Genomic DNA, 24,709 nt, shown 5'->3' on the forward strand with positions numbered 1-24,709 from the left:
CGTCGGCTGCGGAGCAAGGTCATCGACTTTGCAAACGCTGCCAAGGCATTAACCTGGCGCAATATTTCGGCGGTTATCGCCTTATGCAGGGGGTGGCGCGGAACGCTGCGATGCGCCACGATCCGACGATGGGGGAGCAGGCGCAGGACTGGACGCGGAGGGACGTATTGGGACTCCTGCCGACGCTCGGCCTGGTGGCCTGTGCCGGCACGCGCGGCGCCGAACCGTTGAAGTTCTGGGCGATGAGCTACGAGGGCGACTATTCGCCGATGCTGATGCCCGCCTTCACCGCCGCGACGGGGATCGCGGTCGACGTTCAATCCTTGCCGGCGACCGCCAGCCACGAGAAGCTACTGACCGCGCAGGCCGGCGGCGCGATGCCCGACGTGCTGATGCTGTATAACGGCTGGGTGCAGGAGTTCGCGACGATCGGCGCGATCGCCCCAGTCCCGTCGCCCGCTCTGGTCGCCGACATGTTTCCCGGCGTGCTCGATGCAACGCATGTGCAGGGACGCGACTTCGCGGTGCCTTGGTCGGTCGCGCCTCAAGCGCAGTTCTACCGCCGGGATATTCTCACGAGGGCAGGCTATTCCGCGCCTGCTGAAGACTGGGACGGCTGGCTCCGCATGGGCCATGCAATCAAGCGACAGCGACCCGACGACTTCGTATTCATGCTCCTGCTCAACTGGCCAGACACGCTCATCACGATGCTTGGCCAGACCGGCGCGACGATGCTCCGCGACCACGATACGCGCGGCAATTTCCAGATCCCGGAAGCACGGGCCGCGTTCGCCTACTACGTGCGGCTCTTCGCCGAAGGGCTCGCGCCAAAAGCGCTCTCCACCGAGATTCAGGACCCGGTCGCGGCCTTTGCGCAAGGCTATTTCGCGATCTGGCCAACCGGGCCGACGACGTTGCTCGACCTCCATCGGCGTGCCGCGGAGATCCCCGCCGAGCGTTGGGGTACGGCGCGGCTCGCCGGTCCGCATGGGCTCGGCGCGGTATCGGGACTGAGTACCAGCCTATGCGTTTCCGCCTCGACGCCGCGCCCGGCCGAGGCGTGGGCACTGGTCCGCCATCTCAGTTCGCCGGCAAGCGAACTCCGCTACCAGCGCCTGATCGGCAATCTCCCGGCCCGCCTGAGCGCGTGGTCGTCGCCGCAGCTGCGCGCACCGATACTCGCGCCGTTCAAGGAGCAGATGCGCTTCCCCACCGCCGCGCCGAAGGTCATCGAGTGGGAACGGATCAAGCTCGAGATACAGTTCGCCGCCGAGCGCGTCGTGCGGGGCGTCCAGACGATCCCGCAGGCGCTGACCGGGCTCGACACGCGCGTCGACCAGTTGCTCGCCAAGCGCCGCGCGCTGGTAGAGGCGGGGACGCTCGCATGACCCGTCAGGAACGTGCCGCCTGGCTATTCTCCGCCCCCGTCCTCGCGATCATTGCGCTGGTGTTCGTCCTGCCGACCGCGCTGGCGATGGCGTTGTCGGTCACCGATTACTCGATCTACGCGCTCGCCGACTGGGCGAACCTGCGCTTCGTCGGGCTCGGCAATTTCGTCGACCTGTTCTCGACACCGCTGTTCTGGCGCACGATCGGCAATACTGCGCTGTTCGCGGTGCTCGGCGTACCGATGGCGATCGGTACATCGCTCGCCGTCGCGCTGCTGCTCAACGACGCGACGGTCCGATGGAAGCCGCTCTGGCGCGTGCTGTTGTTCGCGCCCTACGTCACCAGCATCGTCGCGACCGCGGTGGTGTGGAGGTTCCTGTTCAACGAACGCTCGGGGCTCATCAACCGCGCGCTGGCGACGATCGGGGCGGCGCCGGTCGACTGGCTGGGCAACCCGCACACCTCGATCCCGGCAATCCTGATCTTCGTGACGTGGAAGATCTTCGGCTACAACATGATCGTCTTCACCGCCGCGCTGTCCGCGGTGCCGCAGGACCTGATGGAGGCCGCACGGCTCGACGGCGCCGGCCGCTGGGGCCGCTTCCGCCACGTCACCCTCCCCGCGATCGGCCCGACACTGTTGCTCGCCGCGGTGATGAGCGTCGCGGGCTTCCTCCAGATCTTCGCCGAACCCTATGTGATGACGCTTGGCGGGCCGGCGCAGAGCACCACAACGATCCTGTATTTCATGTTCGACGAAGGCTTCAAATGGTGGAACCTGGGGCAGGCGAGCGCGGTCGCGTTCGTGCTGTTCCTGATGATCCTCGCGCTGACGATGGTCCAGACGCGGATCGGGAGGCGCTACGAATGGCTGTGAAACCGCGCGCGGTCCTCGCCAATGTGGCGGTTGCGACCCTGACCGCGCTGACGATCGCCCCTCTGCTCTACATGGTGATCGTGTCGTTCATGCCGCGCGGCCAGTCAAGCAACCTGCCGACGCCGCTGTGGCCGTCGCACTGGTCGCTGGAGAATTACCACGAACTGCTCGTCCGGCGGCTGATCGACGGGGCGTGGTTCGATTACCGGATCGTCCCCGCATTGTTCAACAGCATCGCGGTCGCCGCGATCTCGACGCTGCTCGGGCTGCTGCTGACGGTGCCGGCGGGGTATGCGTTCGCCAAGCTGCGGTTCCGCGGGCGAGAGCGGCTGTTGAAGATCCTGATCGCGTCGCTGGTCGTGCCCGGTCAGGTCGCGATGCTGCCGCTGTTCCTGATCTTCAAGCAACTCGGGCTGGTAAACACCTATGCCGGCGTGATCCTGCCGAGCCTTGCGGGGATTTTCGCGATCCTGTTCGTGCGGCAGGCGACGCTGGCGATTCCGGACGAGATGATCGACGCGGCGCGGATCGACGGCGCGAGCGAGGCGCGGATCTTCGTGACCATCGTCCTCCCCCTCCTCACCCCGATCGTGGTCACGCTGGCGCTCTTCATGTTCCTCGGCTCGTGGAACGACTTCCTCTGGCCGCTGATCGTGCTGGCCGACCAGCATCTCTACACGCTGCCGGTCGCGGTCGCGGCGATCGCGCGCGAGCATTCGGCGGACGGCGAGCTGATGATGGCCGCGGCCGTGGTCACAACGATGCCGGTGCTGCTGCTCTTCCTCGCGATGCAGCGTTACTATTTGACCGGACTGCTCGGCGGCAGCGTGAAGGGATAGGCGCGACCATCGGCGCCGAACACATGCGCGTTCTCGGGGGCAACGCCTACGCGGAGGACCTCCCCAAGCGTGACCGCCTGATCGCCCGGCAACTGCGCGACGATCGTATCCGCCGCGCCACGGGCGCCGAGATGCGCGAACGACAGCGGCCCGAGCCGCTCGAACAATTCGACCGCGCCAACGAACGGTCCTGCATCATCGACGTGCAGGTGTTCGGGCCGGACGCCGAGTGTAACCGCCGCGCCGACCGCACCCTTCGGGACGATCGCGCCGGTCCTCACCGTCTCACCGCCTGCCAGTCTTACCGTGGCGCCGTCGGCGTCGACCGACGCGATCGTCGCCGCGAGCAGGTTCATCCCCGGCGAGCCGATCGCCGCCGCAACGGCAAGACTTGCCGGTCGCCGATACACCTCAATCGGCGGCCCGACCTGCTCGACACGCCCCTCGCTCATCACGACGATGCGATTGGCGAGCGTCATCGCCTCCAGCTGATCGTGCGTGACATAGATCATCGTCGCGCCAAGCTGCTGATGCAGCCGCGCGAACTCGTGCCGCATCCGCGCGCGAAGATTGGCGTCGAGGTTTGACAACGGCTCGTCGAGCAGCAGCACCTTCGGCCGCCGCACCACCGCGCGAGCGATCGACACCCGCTGGCGCTGCCCACCCGACAACGCACGCGGCCGCCGGTCGAGCAGCTCCGAAAGATCGAGCATAGCCGCAACCTCCGCAACCCGCTCGGCAATCTCTCGCTTGGCGACCTTTGCGACCTTCAACGGAAACGCGATGTTCTCCGCGACCGTGAGATGCGGATAAAGCGCGTAGGACTGGAACACCATCGCCAGCCCGCGGTCCGATGGCGCCGCATCAGTCACGTCGCGCCCGCCGATCACCACCCGCCCCGCGCTCGGCACCTCGAGCCCGGCGATCATCCGCAGCAGCGTCGACTTGCCACACCCAGATGGCCCGACGAGCACGACGAACTCGCCCTCCTCGATCGCCAGGTCGGTCGACTGGAGCACGGTCGTGTCACCGAAACGCTTGGAAAGTCCCCAGATTTCAACGCTCGCCACCGCATGCCCCTTTACCCATGCCGCCTTGGGTAGCGGCATGAACGGTAGCGTGCAAAGCAGCGACCGCGTGACGCAAACGACGAACGACACGATTCACAACCGGTGTTTTGCCAGGAACGATCCGTTCTAGCGCTGCCCGGAGCGGATGCAGATGCTTCCTGAGTTTACAGATTGGCCTCGATGCGCCGGCGAGTGCGACCGATTCGACACACTTGCAACTTAATCTACCTCAAGTCTCACTTCGGTGATTGGCGCGAACCGGCGCGGGGATTACAGGGTATCCCACTGGCTTCATTAGAAAAGCTGGCCGTTGGGAGAGCTATGATGACTGATCGACGCGCGCTTCGCGTGTTCCTTTTGGCTGGTTGCGCGACCGTGTCGCTGCCGGCTTACGCGCAGACCGCAGAACCGACCGCGTCAGCGGCCGCGACCAGTGCGCAAAACCCGGCCCAGACTGCTACGGCTGCCGACGACTCGACTACCCCGGATATCGTCGTCACCGGTCAGACCACGCGTAACCGTCCGCTGATCACCGCTTCTGCCGACATCACGCTCGCCTCGCGCGCCGATATCGACCGCAAGGCTCCGCGATCGACTGCGGACATGCTTGAACTGATCCCCGGCATCTTCGTCGAGTCGACCGCGGGCGCCGTATCGAACAATTATTCGGTGCGCGGCCTGCAAGGTGGCGGCCAGCGCTTCATCCAGTTGGAAGAGGACGGCATGCCGATCCTGTACAGCGGGGGCGGTGCCGACTTCTTCTTCGACCAGGACCTGACGATTGATCGCCTCGAAGCGGTGAAGGGCGGCTCGTCGGGTGTACTGACCGTCAACGGTGCCGGCGCGACGATCAACTTCATTTCGAAGACGCCGAACTTCACGCGTACCGAAGCGATGGCGCGCGGTAGCTATTACAATTACGGACAGAAGCGCGGCGAAGTGTATCTGTCGTCGCCGATCACCGACAAGCTGGCGTTCAACGTCGGCGGCTATTTCCAGTCGAGCCCCGGCGTGCGCGACAACCCGTTCGACTATCGCGGCTGGCGCATCAAGGGCGCGCTGGAATATCGCCCCGAGGCCGGTGGCTATATCCGTATCTCCGCCAAGGGCGGCGATATCGAGAATGCCTATTACGCGGATCAGCCGTACCGCTTCATCGATGGCGAGCCGAGCGGTATCCCGAGCCTCAGCACCCAGTTCGGCAATGTCGGCGGTGATGCGTTCAAGAGCATCCAGGTCCCCGTCTCGACCTTCGCGCATCCAAGCGGCTTCCGCGAATTCCGGTATCAGGATGGCATCAAGGCGAAGACGGCGCAGTTCCGGATCGACATGGAGACCCCGGTCAGCGACAGCGTCAACCTGTTCCTGCACAGTCGCTACCTGAAATACTCATACGACTTCAACGGCCTGTTCCCTGGCTCGGGTACCGGCAACGCCGGCCTTACGAGTGCGGTCAATTATCTAACGCCCGGCGCCGGTTCGCCGATCAACGACCTGTTGACTGCGGGTCGAACGGCGTTTCCGGCCGCGACGCGGTTCGGCATCCGCAACCTGCGGACCGGCACAGTGCTGGGCAGCAACCAAGTCGCGGACCTGAATGCGCTGAACGGCAATGGCTTCCTCCAGCGCACGACGCTCAACCACGATTACATCGACGGCAAGGATTTCGGTCTAAACGGCGGCGGCACGTGGGAATATGAGAGCGGCGGGTTCAAGAACTCACTGACCGTCGGCGCGATGTATTACGACGTGACACGCGAGCAGGACCAGTCGGCGACGGCGAGCGTCGTCAACGACGTTCGGTCGAACAGCGACATTTACGACATCGTCGCGCTGAACGCGGCAAACGGCGTCGTCGGCACGCTGTCCGATAACGGCCTGGTTTCGTATGGCGACTGGGGCGCTGGCATCCGCACGCGCAAGGACTCCACCGTCTCGCTGTATGCCAATGACGAGCTGTCGATCGGCGACCTCCATCTCGACGGCGGAATCCGCTGGGAGCGCGACTCCGCGACGTTCCTGGACGGTCAGGCCGCGACGGTGAACCAGCCGGTGCAGCCGAACGTGCCCGGCCTCATCCGCACGGTCGGATCGACCTTCGACGGGACCTTCGCACGGACGCAGCGGACGCAGTCGAAGGCCGCGTACACCGCCGGCGCGAACTATCAGTTCACGCCTAACCTCGCGATCTACGCGCGCTATGCGAACGGTTTCCAGACCAACAACACCGATCCTATCACGACGATCGAGCTGTACGAGGCTGGTGTCCGCTATCAATACCAGCGCTTCATCAGCGGCTCGGCGACTGTGTTTCAGACCAACTTCAAGAACCAGAACTACAATTTTGTCAACCCGGCCAACCCGTCGCAACAGCAGAACATCAACGCCGACCTGCGCACCCGCGGCGTCGAGGTGGATCTGAACATCCGTCCGATCACGTGGTTCTCCGTGGATTTCCAGGGCGTGTTCCAGCAACCCAAGCTGCTCAACCTGGAGATCGACGGCGTCAGCCAAGGTGCGCAGTACGAAGGCAACCGACCCGAACGGACGCCCGCCAAGCTCTTCACGATCACGCCGGCGATCAAGCTGCCAGGTGGCCTGGGCGAAGTGTACGGTCGCTATAAATATATCGGGCGCATCTTCGCCGATGCCGGCAACGGGGTCGCGCTGCCCAGCTACGGCGTGACCAGTGCGGGGATCACGATCAACGTCAACGACCGAATCCAGGCGAACTTCAACGCCGACAACATCTTCAATGTCGTTGGCTTGACCGAGGGTAATCCGCGCCAGGGCCAGACACAGGCGGTAACCGATGGCTATTTCTATGCCCGCGGCATTGTCGGCACGACCTATGGCGGATCAGTGACGCTGAAGTTCTGATCGACTGACGATGTGAGGGTTCAAACGGGGCGGCGAGCAGGCGACTGTTCTGCCGCCCCTTTTCGCGGAGTGACAATCATGAAAACGATAGCGCGCATGGCGATGGCAGGTGGCCTCGCACTCCTCACCTGCGCCGCGGCGCCGATCACGGCTCGACCGGAGCTTGCCTATCAGTTGACCGAGGGAAAGAACCTCAACGCCTTCGTCCGCAACAAGGCGGTGGCCGCGCACGTCCTGCTGCGCAACGGCGACGATCCGCGCATCCTGGTAGCGTTTCCGGCGGGCAACAGCGGTGTCGGCCTGTGGTTCGCGAACACCGCACGCCCCGTGACCTGGCGGCTGGACCAGGCGCCGCTACCGCTGAACCGCGGGAGCTTGCACGGCATCGTCGCGGTCGCGACCGTCGATGCGCCGCGGTTGGTCCCAAAGCAGGTGGTGTTGTCCAATATCCGCTTCCTGCGCGATTATCAGGCGGTCGGTACGTTTCCCGCGGAGCTCACCGCGACGCCGGTAATCGCCGGTAACACGATCACGTGGCGCCGCAAGCGCCTCGACAGCGCGGCAGGCTATGAACTGACACTGCGGGTTATGGAGGGACGGATCGACCAGGGCGCGATCGTTGCCGGCGCGAACGGGCAGATCCGGTTGGAGATCACGGCGCTGACCGGCGACGCACCGCTGACCCCGATCCCGGCGGCGGAGTTGCTCAATGCGAGGGCGGCCGCCGATCCCGCCGCGCGCAATGCACTGGCGTTCCTCAGCTACCGGGAGAAATTCCTGGCGGGCTCATGGCGCTTCGATACCTATTTCGGGCGCGACACGCTGATGTCGTTGCGGCTGCTGATGCCGGCGCTCAGACCCGTCGCGATCGAGGCCGGCCTTAACTCCGTCATCGCGCGATTGTCGCCCAGCGGCGAAGTCGCGCATGAAGAAGGGATCGGCGAATTTGCGATCCTCGCCAACCGTAAGACAGGCCGCAGCGGTGACGCCGCCGAGCTCGATTATGGCATGGTCGACGACGATTACATGCTCGGGCCGGTCGCCGCCGACTATCTGCTCGGGGCGGGCAAGGCGCGCGCGTCCGCCTATCTGGCCGCACCACTCGAAAGCGAAAGCCAGCCGGGGCGCCGCGAGCCGGTCGGTGCCGCGCTGGTCCGCAATCTTCGCTTCGTGCTGGCGCAGGCAGATTCGTTCGCCGCAGCCCCGTCGGCCGGCAACCTCGTCGCGATCAAGCCAGGGCGGATGACAGGCGAGTGGCGCGACAGCGAGGAAGGCCTTGGCCGCGGCATCTACGCGTATGACGTGAACGCCGCCCTCGTCCCCGCGGCAATCGAAGCAACAGACCACCTCATGCGCGCGGGCTTGCTCGACAAGTATCTCTCGCCAGACGATCGCGCGATGTTTGCCCGGGCCGGCGGGATGGCCGGAGTCTGGCGGGCAAAAGCGCCCGCGCTGTTCCGCGTCGAAATTCCGGCCGCTACCGCAGCGGGGGACGTGCGGCGCTATGCGGCCGCCCTCCGCGTACCCGCCGCGCCGGCGCTGGCTGCGCTCGACCGGGCCCCGGTCGTGTTTCACGCACTGTCGCTGAGCGCCGATGGCACGCCGGTGAAGATCGTAAATTCGGACGAGGGCTTCACGCTGTTGTTCGGGCGACCGTCCTCGGCCGACCTTGACACGTTTGTAGGCGCGATCATGCGGCCCTTCCCGGCGGGTCTGATGACCGACATCGGGTTGCTGGTAGCCAATCCGGCGTTCGCCGATGGGGCGGCACAGGCGCGCTTTACGCCCGCGGCATATCACGGCGCAGTCGTCTGGTCGTGGCAGCAGGCGTTGCTGGCGGCGGGGCTTGAACGCCAGTTGCAGCGGACCGACCTGCCCGCGGCGACCCGGTCTCGGCTCAAGACGGCACAGGCGGCGTTGTGGCGCGCGATCGCGGCAGGCAGGACGATTCGCGGATCGGAGCTTTGGTCGTGGGCGTACAAGGACGGCGGCTACCGCATCGTCGCCTTCGGCGCGGGCAAGGCCGATGTCGACGAATCGAACGCGGCGCAATTGTGGAGCACGGTCTATCTCGCCGTGCAGCCGCCCGGGACTCGTTAACCGGCGAAGAAGCCGGTGATCGTCAGGCGTCCGGTTTGCGGATCGGACGCCTGCGACGCGCCCTCTGCGATCTCACCCGAATGTAGCAGGCGGCTGCGATACAGCACTGCACGATTGTACAGGCCGTCGATGCGCGCGATCCGTTCGAACAGCGGCGTGTCGCCGGCGATATAGGAACCGGGTACGCCGTGCTTCGCCAGATCCCGGTTGAGCGCGGCGAAGTAAGGATCGCGGCGACTGGCGTCGATCGTCTCGAACCCGGTCGAACGATGCCGGTAGAACGCGGTACCGCCGGTTTCGTCGGGCACGAGATAATGGATCAGCGCCAGCCGTCCAGGCTCCACCGCATCAACGTGCGGAAGGCGTTGCTCGATCGACAGCGCGGACGGCGCCATCGTCACGAGGGAGAAGCGCGCCTCTAGCAGCGACAGCCCGGCTGATATGCCAAAAACCTGCTTCGCGATCGTCGCGATGAGCGCCCCTTGATCGCGCATATAGCTATCGGGAAGCGGCGCCGCGATGCCGGGATAATGTCGTCCTGCCGGGCCAAAATCCTGCGTCGCGGCGAAAACTCGCAACGCGTGGGGATCGAGGGCGAAGTGGTCGATGACAACCACCGGCTCCCCCTCCGTGCCGATACGACGCGCCCGTACGTCGGGCGCCGTCATCGCGCGGCGACCCGCGGGGAAACGAGCGCTGCGATGGCCGCGTCATGCAACGGCAACGTCGGCGCCGCGCGCGCGATGACCGTCTCGATCTGGTCGAGCTGGCGGCGATTTATCCCTGCATCGAGGGTATCGGCCAACGGCGCATGGCTTAGTGCGCCCACCCCCTGCCCCTCCAGCACCGCGAGCCAGCTTGCTTCGCGGAACAATTCGTCGGGACTCAGCATCAGCCGTCCGGCGCGCGTATATTGCGCCATCTTGTCGACCAGCGTGGGAGGCGGCGTCATATGACGCGTGTGTTGCCAGAGCGGCGCGTCATGGCCCTGCGTGGCGTGATAGTGCAGGATCAGAAAGTCGCGGATGCCGTCCATGTCGCGCGCGAACAGCGTGTTGAACTGACGCGCCAGCGCGGGGTCGCAATCGGCATCCGGGAACAGCGTGATGAGCTTGGCGATGCCGCTCTGAATTAGATGGATACTGGTCGATTCGAGCGGCTCGAGGAACCCCGATGCAAGCCCGATCGCGACGACATTGCCGCGCCATGCCTCGCGCCGGAACCCTGCAGTGAAGCGCAACATCCGTGGATCCGCCAGCGGTTCACCGTCAAGGTTGGAGAGCAGAGTCGCCACCGCCTCGTCGTCCGACACGAAGCTACTCGCATAGACATAGCCGTTGCCGGTACGGTGCTGGAGCGGGATCCGCCACTGCCAGCCGGCGGGGAGCAGCGTCGACCGCGTGAACGGCGTCGTCGCGGCGATGCGCGCGCACGGCACCGCGACTGCGCGGTCGCAAGGTAACCAGTGCGACCAGTCCTCGAACTGCACCCCCATCGTCTCGCCGATAAGCAGGGCACGAAATCCCGAGCAGTCGATGAAGAGATCGCCCTTCAATCGCTCACCCCGGTCGCTCGTCAAAGCGGTCACGAAGCCCGTGTCGGGATCACGCTCGATGTCGCGTAACAGGCCCTCGTGTCGGACGACGCCGCGTTTTTCGGCCAGTTGGCGCAGGTGGCGGGCGTATAGGCTGGCGTCGAAATGATAGGCATAGCCGAGCGTCGACAGGATCGACCGCGGATCGTCCACGGGCTTCGCGAAGCGGCCGGCGGCGGCAAGCTGCGCGGCGAGTGAATAGGTTGAAAGCGGCCGATCGAGCCCATCCCCCTTCGCGCGCAACCAGTGCTGGTGGAACGGCACTGGTCCAAGATCGACGCCGTAGCGACCAAACGGGTGGAAATACCGCGCGCCGGGTCGCGCCCAGTCGACGAATTCGATACCCAGCTTGAAACTGGCTTTCGTCGCCGCGACGAACGCCGCCTCGTCCAGTCCGATCAACTGGTTGAACCAGTGGATCGTCGGGATAGTCGCTTCGCCGACACCGACGGTACCGATCGCGTCGGATTCGAGGATGCTGATCGTGACTAGGTCGCCGAACGTGGCGCTCAAGGCTGCGGCGGTCATCCACCCCGCGGTTCCTCCGCCAAGGATTACAAGACGTTGCACGCGCTTCATGCCGCGCAGTCCTGCGCAATTTCTTTTGGATAGCAAGCTGCTTCCTTGACCATGCCCCGCACGACGGTCAGCGTCGATCGGTACCCAGTGCCCTGAAGTCCCGGTTGGCCAGTGGCGTTCCGCGGGCGCGTGATCGATCAAACTAGCTCGCGTAGACTGGGCCATGCGCAAGCTCCGCAGCGGGTCAGCCATTCGGACACGTTACGGGGCCCACAACCGGTCGTTCAGACCGCGCCACCGTGCTTGCGAAGCTGCCCGGGTCGAGTGGCATAGCCACCGTGCCGCGGTCGCGGTTGATAGCAGGACGAGCATCCTGCACGAAAAGTTCGCAAGCCTGTATCGCGCGCACCGAGGCCGACCATGCCGATACCGTGCTGTCGGCCGAGTTTTGATATTATTAGTACTTCTGCACCGGACAAGTTGATGATTATACTAGAAACTTTGGTCCGCCTCGCTGGTTTGGCGCTTGGGATCATCAGATTGTCGGCTGCTCCGGTCTGACTGTGTGACCCCTAACAAAAGGGGCTTTTATGACAGAATATCGTAGTCTTTCACGAGTCGGGCTTGTTGCCGTCGGCATCACGACGATGTCGCTCACCGCGTGCGTCAACCCGTCGGCGAAGATCGCGACCTCGCTCGAAGGCTATGGCTTCCAGCCTGCCCAGTCGCAGTGCGTCGGCGATCGGCTCGAGGCTAACCTATCGCTCGGTCAGCTTCAGCAGCTCGGCCGCGCCGCCAAGGCATCGCGCCAGGGCGACACCACACCGGGGCGCCTGACCGCCAGCGATTTCATTCGCGTATCCGCGCAGGTGAAGGACCCGAAGGTTCCGCTGGAAGTCGGCAAGGCCGCTGCGGCGTGCGGCATTCTGACGGACCCCGCCTCGCCACTTTAATCACGCCAGCCGCGCCGCTGCACGCGCCCGAAACGGCGGGGCGGCGGCGTCATGCAAGACACGTCCCGGATGGGCGTTTTCAGGAACACCACACATGCAAGACGTAACCTATGCGGGCGATACGGTGGTATCGAACACCCGCGACTTCGGGGCGCAAGCCTGGAGCTATGTCGAGATCTGGACACCACGGATCATCGCGGCGCTGATCATCCTCGTCATCGGCTGGGCGATCGCCCGCGCCGTGAAATGGGGCGTCGCCAAGCTCGTCAACAAGACGCCGCTCGCGATCCATGCCAACGAGCCGAATGCCAACCCGCGCAACCCGACGACGATCGGCGCACAAGTCGGTGATGCCGCCTATTGGGTGGTCCTCCTCATCGCGCTGTTCCTTGCGACGCAGCCGCTGGGTCTCGCCGGCGCAACCGGCCCGCTCGGCGACATGCTGCAGGGCTTCGGCACGGCCATTCCGCGGATCATCGGCGCTGCGCTGATCTTCTTCCTCGGCTACGTGCTCGCCAAGGTCGCCAAGAAGGCGGTCGAGGCAGTCATCACGGCCAGCCATGTCGAGCGCTTCTCGACGCATGTCGGCGCGACCACGCCGACCGATCCGACGATGCTGCCGCGTACCATTGGTGGCATCGTGTTCGCGCTGATCATCATCCCGGTCTCGATCGCGGCACTCGACACGCTCAACATCGCGGCGATCTCGCAGCCGGCAACCGCCATGCTGCGCATCATCCTCGACGCCATCCCGCACGTCATCGCCGCCGGCATGATTCTCGCCGTGGCCTATGTCATCGCCAAGTTCGCGTCGCGCCTGTTGACGCAGTTCCTGGCAACGACCGGCTTCGACCGGACGATCGGTTCGATCGGCATCTTCGGCAACACGGAAAACCGCGAGCTCGGCAGCACCAGCCAGTCGACCGGTCCGTCGTTCGTGCCCTCGAAGACGGTCGGCACCGGCGCATTCGTCGCGATCCTGATCTTCGGCCTGATGGAAGCTTTCCGCCAGCTGAACTTCGCCTATGGCTCGCAGATCATGGCCGAGGTGCTGACGCTGTTCGGGCAGGTCGTGTTCGGGGCGATCATCATCTTCGCATCGGTCGTCATTGCCCGCTTCGTGGCGCACGCGATCGAGCGTAACGGCGACCATGGCACGCGCGTTGCCGCCCCCGTCGTGCGGATCGCGATCATCGTGCTCGGCACGGCGATCGGCCTGCGCTTCATGGGTCTCGCCGACGACATCATCAACCTGGCGTTCGGGTTGCTGCTCGGTGCGATCGCAGTGGCCTTTGCCTTGGCGTTCGGCCTGGGTGGTCGCGATGCGGCCGGGAATGCCGTGAAGCGGATGCTCGACGGTGCCAAGTCGACCGACGACCGCGCCAACCCGGCCATCGACAGCGACCGCACGACGCCCCCCTCAGGAATGGCGTCGATGGATCGCCAGTCGGACGGCAATTTCGCCCGTCAGGATGACCGCGGCGACGTCCAGGACCTTACCGACCGCCCCCTGATCTGACTGCCCTTCCCGAGAGAACCAAAGGAAACTCTTATGAACACCGATACCCTCAACGGCACCGCCGCCAACGTCGGCGGCAAGCTCAAGGAGACGCTCGGCGGCGCGATCGGCGACAAGTCGCTGCGGAGCGAAGGTGCCGAGGACCAACTCGGCGGCACCATCCAGAAGACTGTTGGCCAAGCCAAGGATGCCGTCGAGGACAACATCCGCCCGCTGCTCGACTATGTCCGCCAATTCTCGAAGGAACGCCCCTTCACCGCTGCGGCCTTAGCCGGCGTGCTCGGCATCGCGGTCATCAACACCCTGCGCGGCAAGTAAGCCGCCAGAAACGCCGATTCCCAACGGCGGGCCGGGCAGCGATCGCCGCGCCCTGCCCGCCACCCCAAAGACCGACGGGCGCTCATCGATGCACCCCATGTTAGGCACGAAAGACATGGCCGACAGTCCACACCTCCAGCGCGCATCGACCATTGGTACGCCCGTCGGTCAGGTAGCCCGACCCCGCCGTATCGCTACCGCGCGACGGTTGGCCGCCGAAGTCATCGGCACGTTCTGGCTGGTCCTGGGTGGATGCGGCGCTGCGGTACTTGCCGCGGGCACGGGCGTTCCCGGCACGATCGGCATGGCTGGCGTAGCACTGGCGTTCGGCCTCACGGTCTTCACGATGGCGTTTGCCGTCGGCTTCATCTCGGGCGGCCACTTCAACCCGGCCGTCAGCGTCGGCTTGACGGTCGCCGGCCGCTTTCCCGTTCGCGACCTGCCGGGCTATGTCATCGCGCAGGTCATCGGCGGCATCTTGGGCAGCGCGGCACTGGCTGCACTGGCATCGGGCACCGCAGGATTCGACCTGGTCGCGAGCGGGTTCGCCGCGAATGGCTATGGCGTGCATTCGCCGGGTGGATACAGCGCGGCAACCGCATTCCTATCCGAGGCATTGCTGACCGCGGGCTTCCTTACGGTCATCCTCGGCGCGACCGACGAGCGCTCCCCGGCAGCGTTCGCACCACTGTCGATCGGTCTAGCATTGACGCTGATCCACCTCATTTCGATCCCGATCGACAATACGTCGGTGAACCCGGCGCGCAGCACGGGTCCCGCGCTGTTCGTCGGCGGATGGGCGCTGTCGCAGCTCTGGCTGTTCTGGATTGCTCCTTTGGGTGGCGCCGCCGTAGCCGGCCTTCTTGGTCGCTGGCTGTTCGCGCATACCGATGAAGATCAGTCGCCGGGGCCGATCGGCGATACACCGGTCGAACTGATGGTCGGCGATGACCGCAATACTGCACCGCTTGAAAGATAAACCATCGGGCAATCCCGAGGACGGCGAGCGGTAGTGCAACGGGTAGACAGCAACGCACGTCTCGAGGCGACACTAAACGAACCGCTTTGAATGTATATCATAGTTAAGCTTCCCAATATCGGCATAAGTAACCGACCCTTATCTTTCACCTTATCTGTCGTACAGATTGTGAGCTACCATACATCTTTACTTTGTATCAAAATGGGGCACTCTTAGTATGACAGATTTTTCATTACATCTATCGATTAACTGAGGCGTATCTTCGTGACGACGAGGGACGACCATGACGAACGATTGCCTGGATATCTTCACACGCCCCCATCACACGCTCGCGGGCACTATGTGGCATGCGCCCGAACACGCAACGCGGCTAGAATGCTCGATCGAGTCGAACCCCGCCCCTGCGATCGTCTGCGGCTTGCGGGACCTGCGTTACGTGATGGTCAACCGCCGTTTTCTTGCGCTTACCGTTAGCGCGGACGAGGATTGGCTGAGACGCTCGATGTACGAGCGCAGCATCCTTGAGGGCGTCGCGAATTACGAGTTGGTGAAGCGCGCGCTCGTCAACGCGCAGACGATCCCGCAAACCCGGGTCCGTCTGGCTATGCCTGACGGTACGTACCGGCCCGTGATCGTCACAGGCCAGCCCGTGGGCGTCGCCGGCCAGCCGTGCATGCTGTTTACCTTCACGGATATTGGGGCATGGCAAGAGACTGAACGCTGCCACGATCAACTGCGCACAAGCGTCCAAACCGCGTTCACAACCTCGTCGGCGTGCATGATGATCGTCGATCCGGCCGACAACGTCGTGACAGTTGCGAATGAGAGTTTTTGTTCATTGCTCGGCTACTCACTCAACGAACTATCCGGTCGATCAACTGACGACATCGATATCTGGCCATCGGGAATTGCAACCGGCTTCGTCCGTACGAAGTGCGGACAGCATCTCGAATGCGTCATTTCCGAGGCCACGATCCTCGTCGTTGGCAAAGCCTACGCCCTGTGGACGTTTCAGGACGTGACCAGTCGTCGGATCGACGAACGCAGTCTGGCTGCGGCGATCGAAGCGACGATTTCGGAATCCAAATGGCTCAGCCACGCCATCTTGGATAATATGGCGCTTCGGTCCGAACCGTCGCGAGACGATGGCGCATCGGGATTGAGCGAACTCACTGCACGCGAACGCGATGTGCTGGCGTTGATCTGCGAGGGAATGGACGACAAGACGATGGCACGTACACTGCAAGTCAGCGGCAATACGATCCGCAACCACGTCGCTCGCGTCTACAGCAAGATCGGCGTCAATCGCAGAGTGGCAGCTGCCACCTGGGGCCGCGCGCGAGGGTTTGACACCGGAAGCAATCGTGTTGCGCTACTGGCATGCGCCACCGACGCTCTATCGAACTGAAGGCATATCCCCTTCATCATGCAAATGCCCACGCTTTGAAAATCGCGCCTGGGGGACTCGGAACAACGCTGTCATCCGCCGCTCATGTCGAAAATACTATTTCGGCACGACAAATCGATCTGTCGGCTGCGTTCGCCTTTGGTTAGATAACAGTAACTTGGCCAAGCCACCGAACGAGGGAGCGTTCATCATGCAGAAGGATACCAGCAAACTTTCCAACGTGGCCAAAAGTTCGGTCACGGATACGCTGTGTAAACTTACCGGCATTTCGCCATCGCAGACTAATGCCGGCGTGAAGTCGGTAGATACCGAAGAATATTCTTGGGCCAAACCCCTTTCGCGCCGTGTTGGCACGATTCACCTCAAGCACTAAATTGGAAAACATATGAAACAAGCATTTACACTGATCGTCCTTGCCGCAGGCCTGTCCTTGACCGGTTGCCATACCGTCAACGGCGTCGGCAAAGACGTGAAATCCGCAGGAACGGCTGTATCGAACGCCTCAGGCGAGAGCGGCAAGAAGAAGTAGCGCACAATAGATTGGGGACTTCGTCAAATCGTCGCTCCCCAATCATTCATCCGCTCTTGGCGTTTTCGATTGCCTATACTTTCAACGCGCCGGACTTTATAATATGCGGCTACTGGCGGGATTTTTACTACGCCTCTTGCCAGGTATCGTTCGGCGTAAACTCGTGAGGTAGACTAGGTTTTGGTGCCCAGGCGCAGTCGCCGATGCTCAAGTGCGGTCGATGGCGTCCCGGATACGAACGCTCTATTATCGTCAGCTACAGCCATTCCATCCAGATGGTGGACGCCGACTAATTACCATTCTCACGACGGGCGAACAGATCGCCGATGGATGCGACGAAATGCGTATTCATTGCGGCGATCGCAGCTTTCGGATCACGATTGGCTATCGTGCGCGCCAGGTCGTGATGGTGCGCCAACACGGCGGTACGCTGCCGTGCGGTGGTTCGCGTTGCCCAGGCGGCAGGCACAGCATGGACCATCATCGGCGCGAACGAGCGGACGATCTGCAAAAACAGCATGTTGCGCCCCGCCTGCGCGATCGCCTGGTGGAACGCGATATCGTGGCGGGTCAGCGCGTCGACGTCGGTACCGGCCGCTTCCATCGCCTCGGCCAGGCCGACGATCGTCCGTGCCTCGTCGTCGGTGCGCTCGATCGCGGCGAGTTCGGCGGTGCGGAGTTCCAGCGTGCGGCGCACGTCCCAGATCTGCACCATCGAGATCTGCGCCGTCGCCACCGCGTGATCAAGCGACGTCGCCATCACCGAACCATCGATCGCCGCAACGCGCGCGCGCCGGCCGTTGCCGACGTCGATCAACCGCAGCGCAGCAAGCGCACCGAACGCCTCTCGTAATACTGGCCGACTGACGCCCAACTCGGTCGCGAAGTGCCCTTCCGAGGGGAGGGTATCGCCGACCTTGAGGTCGTTCGTGCGGATGTGCGTGCGGACCGCGTGGACCGCCTGATCGACGAGCGAGCCGCCCTCGACTAGTCGCAGGCTCGCCGCGCTCATGCCGCGAGCCGTGGTGCGCGCAGCGACGACGGGGTCGCTCCGAACTGCCGCGAGAAGGCACGCGTGAAACTGGCGTTGTTGAGATAGCCGCACTGGTATCCGATCGACGATACCGGAAGGTCGGTCGCGATCAGCAGCTGACGCGCCGCTCCGAGCCGCCGGTCGAGCAGCGCGTCGGCGACCGTGCAAGCGAACATGTCGCGGAAGCCGCGCGTCAGCTTCGCTCGGTTCAGTCCACAGGCGCGCGCGATCGAATCGAGCGTCATCTTCTCACCCCAGCGTTCGTCGATCATCCGCTTCGCCGCGACGATCCGCTGGCTGTCGCGGGCGGACAATTGCCCGGCGCCCGCGAGAGGGACGAGGTCGTCCTCGACGATCCGCTGAAACGTGCTGGACAGGAGCTCGATGCATTTTGCCGAACGATGCGTGCTGCGCCACGGTTCGGGCAGCGTGCAATCGAGGATCGCCGCGACCATCATCCGCAATTCGCTCGGCAGATGGCACGCGATGTTCGCGTCGGGCGCATAATCGAAGACCCGCAGGCAGGCGCCACGTTCGACCGCAAGGACGAGGATCGCGCGCTCCTCCGAAGGAACCGTGCCTGTGGTGACGGTAACCTGCGCCGGCGCGTCCTCGCCCACCGTGAAGCAAAGGACTACCGCGTCGGCGGAAACGGCCGCCGGATCGACCAGGCCCTCGCCGATGAATGCCGCCATCTCTGGCGACACCGTGACCCGTTCCTTCTGCATGCTACCCTCGCCCAACACCGATCTCCTGTTCCCGATTGCCGGGATTGGGTCGATCATGCAGCTATCGGATAGCTCGCGCAAGAGCTATCTTACAGGTTAGTCGGTTGCCGATACCGGCGCGCGACGCATCGCCATCGTGAAGGCGATGACGGAGATCACGCTGGTCACCACGCCAACGATCGCGAGACCCTGCGCGAGATGCGCCTCGCCGCCCAGCATGCCGCTTGCCGCCGCGACCAGCGTCGGTGCGAGGCCGTAGCCGATCAGCCCGGCGATCGCGATGAACGCGCCGATGCACAACCCGCGCAGTTCGTTCGGGATCAGCACGGTCAACGCCACCGAAGTCACCACGCCCGTCACCGCGCCGCACGTCACGAGCAGGCCGACCGCGACCCCGAACAGCGGGACGGAGGGCATGATCGGGAACAGCGCGGCAGGCACGCCGACCGCCGCGGCAACGATCGCACCGATCAACAGGCCACCACGCCGCCCGCTCTTCTGTCCCCGATCGGCGGACAGGCCACCGACGATCGCACCGACGACGCCCGAGCCAAAGAGCAGCGTGCCCATCCAGCCGGCGAACTGGTCGGGCTGCAGATGGAAATTGCGCGACAGGACCGGTGATACCCAGATCCCGGCGGCGGCATCGGCCATCACGACGCTGATCTGTCCGATGAATAACGGGATCAGGAACACCCGACGCGCCCAGAGCTCGCCAGCGACAACCTTGAACGGCGCGTGCGTGCCCGCCGCAACCTCCTGCCGCGCCGGTTCGCGCAACAGGAACAGCGGCAGGATCGCGATCACGCTGATGACCGTAAGACCCAGATGGACGCTGCGCCACGGCATCATCCCTGCGAACCATGACGGCGCGCCGCCATGCGCGAACAGGCCGAACAGCGCGCCTGACAAGCCCAAGGCGAGCGCAATACCGAGCGACTTGCCAAGGTTGACGACCAGCATCGCCCTGCCCCGCTGCGTAGGGACGCAGAAGTCGGCGCACAGCGAGAGCGCTGCGGTCAGCGCGCCGGTCGTGCCGATCCCGGTCAGCATGCGCGCGACGAACAGCAGCGGCACGCTCTGCGCGAGGCCGGTGAGCACGGTGCCCAGCGTCCACACGAGCGCGAGCGCGATCATCATCCGCACGCGGTTGTAGCGATCGACCAGGATACCGATCGGGATCGAGAACACCGCGAGCGGTAGTGCCGCCGACAGTCCCTGGATCAGGCTCAGCGTATAGTCGCTGAGATGGAGTTCGGCCTTTGCGCCCTCCTGGACCGTCCCGAACGAACCCATCATCGTGAAGCCGACCGCCATCGCCAGCGCGAGCGCGAGCAACGGCAGTAGCGTTCTTGCAAACGGCGGTGAGGTTGCCTCGATCGGTCGGGCGAAATCGGTCATGGGAGGTCCTTATGCAAGCGCACGGCGCAGTGCCTCGTGGCTGTCGCGGCGCGCCTGTTGCGAGACCGCACCGTCGGCGAAGACATCGAAGGCGTGATAGCCGCCGGGATAGACGTGAAGCTCGACCGGCACGCCCGCGCGGATCAGCCGCGTCGCGTAGTCGATGTCCTCGTCGACGAAGAGATCGAGCGCACCGGTCGCGATATAGGTACGCGGCAGGTTGCGGAGATCGGTGGCACGCGCAGGCGCGGCGTAGGGCGACACGTCGTCGCCACCGGGCGCGTGGCCAAGCAACGAACTCCAGCCGAAGCGATTGCTCTGCGCGGTCCAGATAAACTCGCCGGCGTACGGATGCGGCGGTGCGGTGCACGTACGATCGTCGAGCATCGGGTAGATCAGGTGCTGAAACGCGAGCGCATACTCACCACGGTCGCGCACCATCAGCGCCAGCGCCGCCGCGTAACCCCCGCCTGCGCTCTGCCCCATCACACCGAGCCGGGTCGGATCGATCCCGAGCCTGTCGGCATTCGCGATCGTCCAGGCAAGCCCGGCATAGCAATCCTCGATCGGACCCGGAAAGTTCGTCTCGGGCGCGAGGCGATACTCGACCGACACCATAACGCATTGCAGGTCGGCGATCAGCGGACGGACCAGCGGATCATAGTCGCTGACCTTGCCCATCACATAGCCACCGCCGTGGATGTGGTAGATGCAGGGCAGGACGCCGGTGACGCCCACCGGGCGGAACACGTGCAGGTCGATATCCGGGGCTTCGGCAGGCCCTGGAACCGTATGGATCTCCAGCGTCGCCAGCGACTCGTCGGCCGGGGGAAACATCGAAGGCCGGTCTCGCATCGCCGGCAGGATATCGGCGGTGAGCGATATCGGCGGCAACATCTCCAGCAGCGGGCGCAGCGTCGGATCCACCAGGTGCAGGCTGTCCATCATTCTCTCCACGATCTTTGTTATGACGCGCGTTCGATATCGGAACGGCGTTCAGAACGCGAAGATCTTGCCCGGATTGAACAGGTTGTGCGGGTCCAGCGCATGCTTCAGCGTCCGCATCAGATCGACCGCGTCACCGAGTTCGGCGACCAGCCAGTCCTGCTTGCCGATGCCGATGCCGTGCTCGCCGGTACAGGTGCCATCCATCGCCAGCGCGCGCTCGACCATCCGTGCGTTGATTGCCGACACCTCGGCCAGTTCGGCCTCGGACTCCGGATCGATCGAGAAGACGACATGGAAATTGCCGTCGCCGACGTGGCCGAGAATGGTGGCCGGGACCGACGAGGCCTGGAGATCGGCCTTGGTCTCGCCGATGCACTCCGCCAGGCGGCTGATCGGCACGCACACGTCGGTCGCCCAGCCGACCGCGCCGGGACGCAGATTGACCGCCGCATAATAGGCCTCGTGCCGTGCCTTCCACAGCTTCGAGCGTTCCTCGGGCAGATTCGACCAGCGGAAGTCGCCGCCGCCGTTCGCCGCCGCGAGTTCGCGGACCGTCTCGGCCTGTTCGTCGACATAGCGCGGCGAGCCGTGGAATTCGAAGAACAGCGTCGTCAGTTCCGGGTAATCGAGCTTCGACCAGGCGTTGACCGCCTTCATCTGCATGTCGTCGAGGATCTCGACGCGGGCGAGCGGCACGCCGATCTGGATCGCCTGCACCACCGTATCGACCGCGCCGTTCAGCGTGTCGAAGCTGCACACCGCCGACGAGATCGCCTCGGGAATTCCGTGCAGCCGCAACGTAACCTCGGTGATGATGCCGAGCGTCCCCTCGGAGCCGACGAACAGCCGGGTCAGGTCATACCCCGCCGCCGACTTCCGCGCGCGGCGGCTGGTGCGGATCTCGCGGCCGTCGGGCGTCACCACGCGCAGGCTCAGTACCGCCTCGCGCATCGTGCCATAGCGCACCGCGTTAGTGCCGCTCGCCCGCGTCGCCGCCATCCCGCCGATCGTCGCATTGGCGCCGGGATCGATCGGGAAGAACAGCCCCAGGTCGCGGATATGCTCGTTCAGCTGTTCGCGGCGGACGCCGGCCTGCACCGTGCAGTCGAAATCCTCGGCGTTGATCGCCACGATCTGCGTCATCTCCGACAGGTCGACCGACACGCCACCGTGCACCGCCAGCGTGTTGCCCTCGATCGAGGTACCAGCGCCGAACGCCACGATCGGCACCTTGGCGGCGGTGCACAGCTTGACGAGATCGACCACCTCCTCGGTCGATCGCGCGAAGACGACCGCGTCGGGCAGCATCGGTGCGAAATGCGCCTCGCTGCTGCCGTGGTGAAGCCGCATCGCGTCGCTCATCTGGAGCGCATCGCCGAACCGCTGCTTGAGCGCCGCGACGAACGCCGGGTCGAGCGGCGCGCGCTCTGTGGGGTCGAAGTGCATGGTCATCCTAGAACCGGAAGCTCGCGCGCACGCCGTAGCGGCGGCGGTCGCCCTGAATGGCGAGGTTCGACGCCAGCGGCGCGAGCCCGGCCCGCACCAGCGCCGACTTGTCGATATAGCTTTCGATGAACTTGGTGTTGAACAGGTTCGTGCCGAACGCGGTGACCGTAAGGCCACTCGAGAAACGGAAGCCGAGCGAGGCGTTGGTGATCGCATAGGCCGACAGTTTCGGCGCGACATTGGGGTCGAGCGAGGAGCCGACCCGGCTACCCTTCCCGAAGATCCCGGCGTCGAGCAGTACGGCGTTGGCGCCGACCGGCACGGTGTAGGTCGTGTTGAAGTTGAAGTTGTAATCGGGCGTGAAGATGATCCGATCGCTCGATACGTGGACGCCAGTGGTCGCGAAATACTGGCTGTCGTCGGTGATGCGGGCATGGAGATAGGATGCGCCGGCATCGATCCGCCATTGGTTCGTCACGCGCAGATGCGCCTCCACTTCGGCGCCGTAGCTTTCGACGGTGCCGGTGTTGAGGTTGATCGCGACGAATCCCCCGCTGGTGTTGGGCGCCAGCGAGTTCTGGCCGATGAAGTCCTTGTAGTCGTTGTAGAACACGTCGGCGTTGATCGTCAGGCGACGGTCGAACGCGTCGAACTTGGTGCCGAGTTCGTAGGTCCAGACATTGTCGCCCTTGTAGGTCGCATCCTCCGGCCGCGTACCTGGACCGTTCTGGCCACCGCCGCGGATACCCTTGGCGACCGAGGCATAGCTCATCACCGCCGGCGTCCAGTGCTGCGTCAGCGTGACGCGCGGCTGGAACTGGTCCTTCTTGTACTCGGGCGCCGTGTACGGCGTCGTCCCATTGATCTGGCTCGCGACCAGCTTCTGGTGATCGTAGCGCCCACCGACCGCGAGATCGAGCGTGCCGACTTTGAGGAACGCGGTGGCGAAGATCGCGCGGGTGTCGTTGCGGACATAGGTCGACGACGGCGTGGTCGAGGGCGGCACCGGGAAGGTCGGCCCCAGCAGCGCGCGGAAATCGATCGTCGTCAGCTGGTCGCTCGTCTGCGTGTAGCGGTTGCCGTACAGCCCGATCAACGTCGAGAACGCGTCGCTCCACTGCGTATCGAAGCGCAGTTCGGCGGTCTTTGTCTTGAGCGTCGACGTACCGCTTACGCGCAACAGATCGACAGCACTGTAGTCGCCATCACCCGTCGTGGAGAGATCCTTCTGGTTGTAGGCGCCGATCGCGGTGATCTTGGTTTTCAGCGACGCGACGTCGAACTCGCCCTTCACGTTCGCGCCGTAATAATCGATCACCGCGCGGTTCAGCACGTTGGTCGCGCCGTCGAGGCGGTAATCGGTCGGCCCGGCGACGTGGATGTACGACGTGCTGCCGCCGGCGGCCTGGTCGTAATTGCCGTTGACGGTGAACACCGCCCAGTCGGCCGGCGTGAAGCGCAACGTGCCGCCGACGCTCTGCTGCTTCAGCGGGTTCATGTCGCCGATCGTCAGCGTGTTGCGCATGAAGCCGTCCTGCTCATGGTAGGACGCGCCGATTCGGAACTGCAGCAGGTCGCGTACGATCGGCCCGCTGACAGAGCCCGAGACCGACGCGTAATTGTCCGTGCCGGCGACCGCGGCGTCGAACCGCCCTTCCCATTCGTTGCCCGGCTGGCGTGTGATGACGTTGATCGCGCCACCCAGCGTGTTGTTGCCGAACAGCGTCCCCTGCGGTCCGCGCAGCACTTCGATCCGCGCGACGTCGACGATTGGCGAGTTGAGGTAGGACGTGTTCGGCTGATAGACGCCGTCGATGAAGATGCCGACGCCTGGCTGGACCGTATCGATCAGCGTCGTACCGATCCCGCGGATCGAGACGAACGCGCGACCGACGCTGTCCGAGTTGATGTTGAGCCCCGGCGTGTAGGACGCGATGTCCTTCACCGTGTTGACCTGCAACTCCTTCAGCCGGTCGCCGGTGATCGCGGTGACCGCGATCGGCACGTCCTTCAGCGACTCCTGGCGCTGGCGAGCCGTGACGACGATGTCATCGGAGCTGACGGGCGTTGCGGTCTTGGCCGTATCGGCGGCGTCCTGTGCATAGGCCGGCACGGTCGTGAAGGCGGCGGCGCATCCTGCGGCGAGCAATGTCTTAAAGCGCATTGGATCCTCATCCCT

The 24,709-nt window shown here is 64.5% G+C and carries 21 protein-coding genes; 12 read left to right on the forward strand and 9 right to left on the reverse strand.

What is annotated here, in order from left to right; genetic code table 11:
- Positions 1-110 precede the first annotated feature (110 nt).
- From C8J46_RS14835 to C8J46_RS14845, 3 genes are read left to right on the forward strand one after another with little or no spacing between them, the layout of a single operon-like run.
- Entirely contained in the window at positions 111-1,388 is a 1,278-nt protein-coding gene (locus tag C8J46_RS14835) for an extracellular solute-binding protein (RefSeq protein ID WP_165886563.1), read from the forward strand.
- Complete coding sequence (locus C8J46_RS14840; RefSeq protein WP_132740658.1) at positions 1,385-2,266, forward strand: sugar ABC transporter permease; 882 nt, start codon at positions 1,385-1,387, stop codon at positions 2,264-2,266. The genes C8J46_RS14835 and C8J46_RS14840 overlap by 4 nt, the downstream gene beginning before the upstream one ends.
- Positions 2,257-3,105 (forward strand): carbohydrate ABC transporter permease, encoded by an 849-nt coding sequence (locus tag C8J46_RS14845; RefSeq protein ID WP_243643413.1) that lies wholly within the window; start codon positions 2,257-2,259, stop codon positions 3,103-3,105. Before C8J46_RS14840 ends, C8J46_RS14845 begins: the two co-directional genes overlap by 10 nt.
- On the opposite strand, the gene C8J46_RS14850 is transcribed toward C8J46_RS14845, so the two are convergent.
- Positions 3,066-4,214 (reverse strand): ABC transporter ATP-binding protein, encoded by a 1,149-nt coding sequence (locus C8J46_RS14850; protein ID WP_207894187.1) that lies wholly within the window; start codon positions 4,212-4,214, stop codon positions 3,066-3,068. The two genes, C8J46_RS14845 and C8J46_RS14850, sit on opposite strands and share 40 nt — an antisense overlap.
- Before the next feature lie 285 nt (positions 4,215-4,499).
- On the opposite strand from C8J46_RS14850, the gene C8J46_RS14855 reads away from it, so the two are divergent.
- Both C8J46_RS14855 and C8J46_RS14860 read left to right on the forward strand, forming a co-directional pair.
- Complete coding sequence (locus C8J46_RS14855; protein WP_132740661.1) at positions 4,500-7,055, forward strand: TonB-dependent receptor; 2,556 nt, start codon at positions 4,500-4,502, stop codon at positions 7,053-7,055.
- A gap of 78 nt (positions 7,056-7,133) precedes the next feature.
- Positions 7,134-9,155 carry a hypothetical protein gene (locus C8J46_RS14860; protein WP_132740664.1) on the forward strand — a complete coding sequence of 674 codons (2,022 nt, stop codon included), beginning with the start codon at positions 7,134-7,136 and terminating at the stop codon, positions 9,153-9,155.
- Here C8J46_RS14860 and C8J46_RS14865 read toward each other — a convergent pair.
- Positions 9,152-9,823 (reverse strand): DUF6445 family protein, encoded by a 672-nt coding sequence (locus C8J46_RS14865; RefSeq protein ID WP_132740667.1) that lies wholly within the window; start codon positions 9,821-9,823, stop codon positions 9,152-9,154. The genes C8J46_RS14860 and C8J46_RS14865 overlap by 4 nt on opposite strands.
- Positions 9,820-11,328, reverse strand: coding sequence for a tryptophan halogenase family protein (locus tag C8J46_RS14870; RefSeq protein WP_132740670.1), 1,509 nt, complete (start codon positions 11,326-11,328; stop codon positions 9,820-9,822). The genes C8J46_RS14865 and C8J46_RS14870 overlap by 4 nt, the downstream gene beginning before the upstream one ends.
- Positions 11,329-11,858: 530 nt before the next feature.
- On the opposite strand from C8J46_RS14870, the gene C8J46_RS14875 reads away from it, so the two are divergent.
- The 7 genes from C8J46_RS14875 (at position 11,859) to C8J46_RS14905 (ending at position 16,974) form a co-directional block, all read left to right on the forward strand.
- Positions 11,859-12,221, forward strand: a complete 363-nt coding sequence (locus tag C8J46_RS14875; protein ID WP_243643414.1) for a hypothetical protein — start codon at positions 11,859-11,861, stop codon at positions 12,219-12,221.
- 94 nt (positions 12,222-12,315) lie between these two features.
- Positions 12,316-13,740 carry a mechanosensitive ion channel gene (locus C8J46_RS14880; RefSeq protein WP_132740673.1) on the forward strand — a complete coding sequence of 475 codons (1,425 nt, stop codon included), beginning with the start codon at positions 12,316-12,318 and terminating at the stop codon, positions 13,738-13,740.
- Between the two features lie 33 nt (positions 13,741-13,773).
- Positions 13,774-14,058, forward strand: coding sequence for a CsbD family protein (locus C8J46_RS14885; RefSeq protein WP_132740676.1), 285 nt, complete (start codon positions 13,774-13,776; stop codon positions 14,056-14,058).
- 190 nt (positions 14,059-14,248) lie between these two features.
- The gene (gene aqpZ / locus C8J46_RS14890) at positions 14,249-15,037 is read left to right on the forward strand and encodes an aquaporin Z (protein WP_132740927.1); all 789 of its coding nucleotides are present in this window, start codon (positions 14,249-14,251) and stop codon (positions 15,035-15,037) included.
- Positions 15,038-15,320: 283 nt separating this feature from the next.
- Entirely contained in the window at positions 15,321-16,445 is a 1,125-nt protein-coding gene (locus tag C8J46_RS14895; RefSeq protein WP_132740679.1) for a LuxR C-terminal-related transcriptional regulator, read from the forward strand.
- A 190-nt stretch (positions 16,446-16,635) separates the two neighbouring features.
- Positions 16,636-16,818 carry a hypothetical protein gene (locus C8J46_RS14900; RefSeq protein ID WP_132740682.1) on the forward strand — a complete coding sequence of 61 codons (183 nt, stop codon included), beginning with the start codon at positions 16,636-16,638 and terminating at the stop codon, positions 16,816-16,818.
- A 12-nt stretch (positions 16,819-16,830) separates the two neighbouring features.
- On the forward strand, positions 16,831-16,974 hold the full coding sequence (locus C8J46_RS14905; RefSeq protein WP_132740684.1) for an entericidin A/B family lipoprotein: 144 nt from the start codon (positions 16,831-16,833) through the stop codon (positions 16,972-16,974).
- Between the two features lie 289 nt (positions 16,975-17,263).
- Here the strand turns inward: C8J46_RS14905 and C8J46_RS14910 are convergent, their stop codons facing one another.
- The 6 genes from C8J46_RS14910 to C8J46_RS14935 all read right to left on the reverse strand — a co-directional run bounded on the left by C8J46_RS14910 (position 17,264) and on the right by C8J46_RS14935 (position 24,694).
- Positions 17,264-17,986, reverse strand: a complete 723-nt coding sequence (locus C8J46_RS14910) for a FadR/GntR family transcriptional regulator (RefSeq protein ID WP_132740687.1) — start codon at positions 17,984-17,986, stop codon at positions 17,264-17,266.
- Positions 17,983-18,735 carry an AraC family transcriptional regulator gene (locus C8J46_RS14915; RefSeq protein ID WP_132740689.1) on the reverse strand — a complete coding sequence of 251 codons (753 nt, stop codon included), beginning with the start codon at positions 18,733-18,735 and terminating at the stop codon, positions 17,983-17,985. Before C8J46_RS14915 ends, C8J46_RS14910 begins: the two co-directional genes overlap by 4 nt.
- 96 nt (positions 18,736-18,831) lie before the next feature.
- Positions 18,832-20,136, reverse strand: a complete 1,305-nt coding sequence (locus tag C8J46_RS14920) for an MFS transporter (protein ID WP_243643415.1) — start codon at positions 20,134-20,136, stop codon at positions 18,832-18,834.
- 9 nt (positions 20,137-20,145) lie between these two features.
- Positions 20,146-21,081 (reverse strand): alpha/beta hydrolase, encoded by a 936-nt coding sequence (locus tag C8J46_RS14925; RefSeq protein ID WP_132740692.1) that lies wholly within the window; start codon positions 21,079-21,081, stop codon positions 20,146-20,148.
- A gap of 51 nt (positions 21,082-21,132) precedes the next feature.
- A complete protein-coding gene (locus tag C8J46_RS14930; protein ID WP_132740694.1) occupies positions 21,133-22,536 on the reverse strand; it encodes an FAD-linked oxidase C-terminal domain-containing protein in 1,404 nt (467 codons plus the stop codon).
- A gap of 1 nt (position 22,537) precedes the next feature.
- Positions 22,538-24,694 carry a TonB-dependent receptor gene (locus C8J46_RS14935; RefSeq protein ID WP_132740697.1) on the reverse strand — a complete coding sequence of 719 codons (2,157 nt, stop codon included), beginning with the start codon at positions 24,692-24,694 and terminating at the stop codon, positions 22,538-22,540.
- Positions 24,695-24,709: the final 15 nt, after the last annotated feature.

Origin of the sequence: Sphingomonas sp. PP-F2F-A104-K0414 (genome assembly GCF_004340945.1) — a bacterium.
In the GTDB taxonomy this organism is placed as follows: Bacteria; Pseudomonadota; Alphaproteobacteria; order Sphingomonadales; family Sphingomonadaceae; genus Sphingomonas.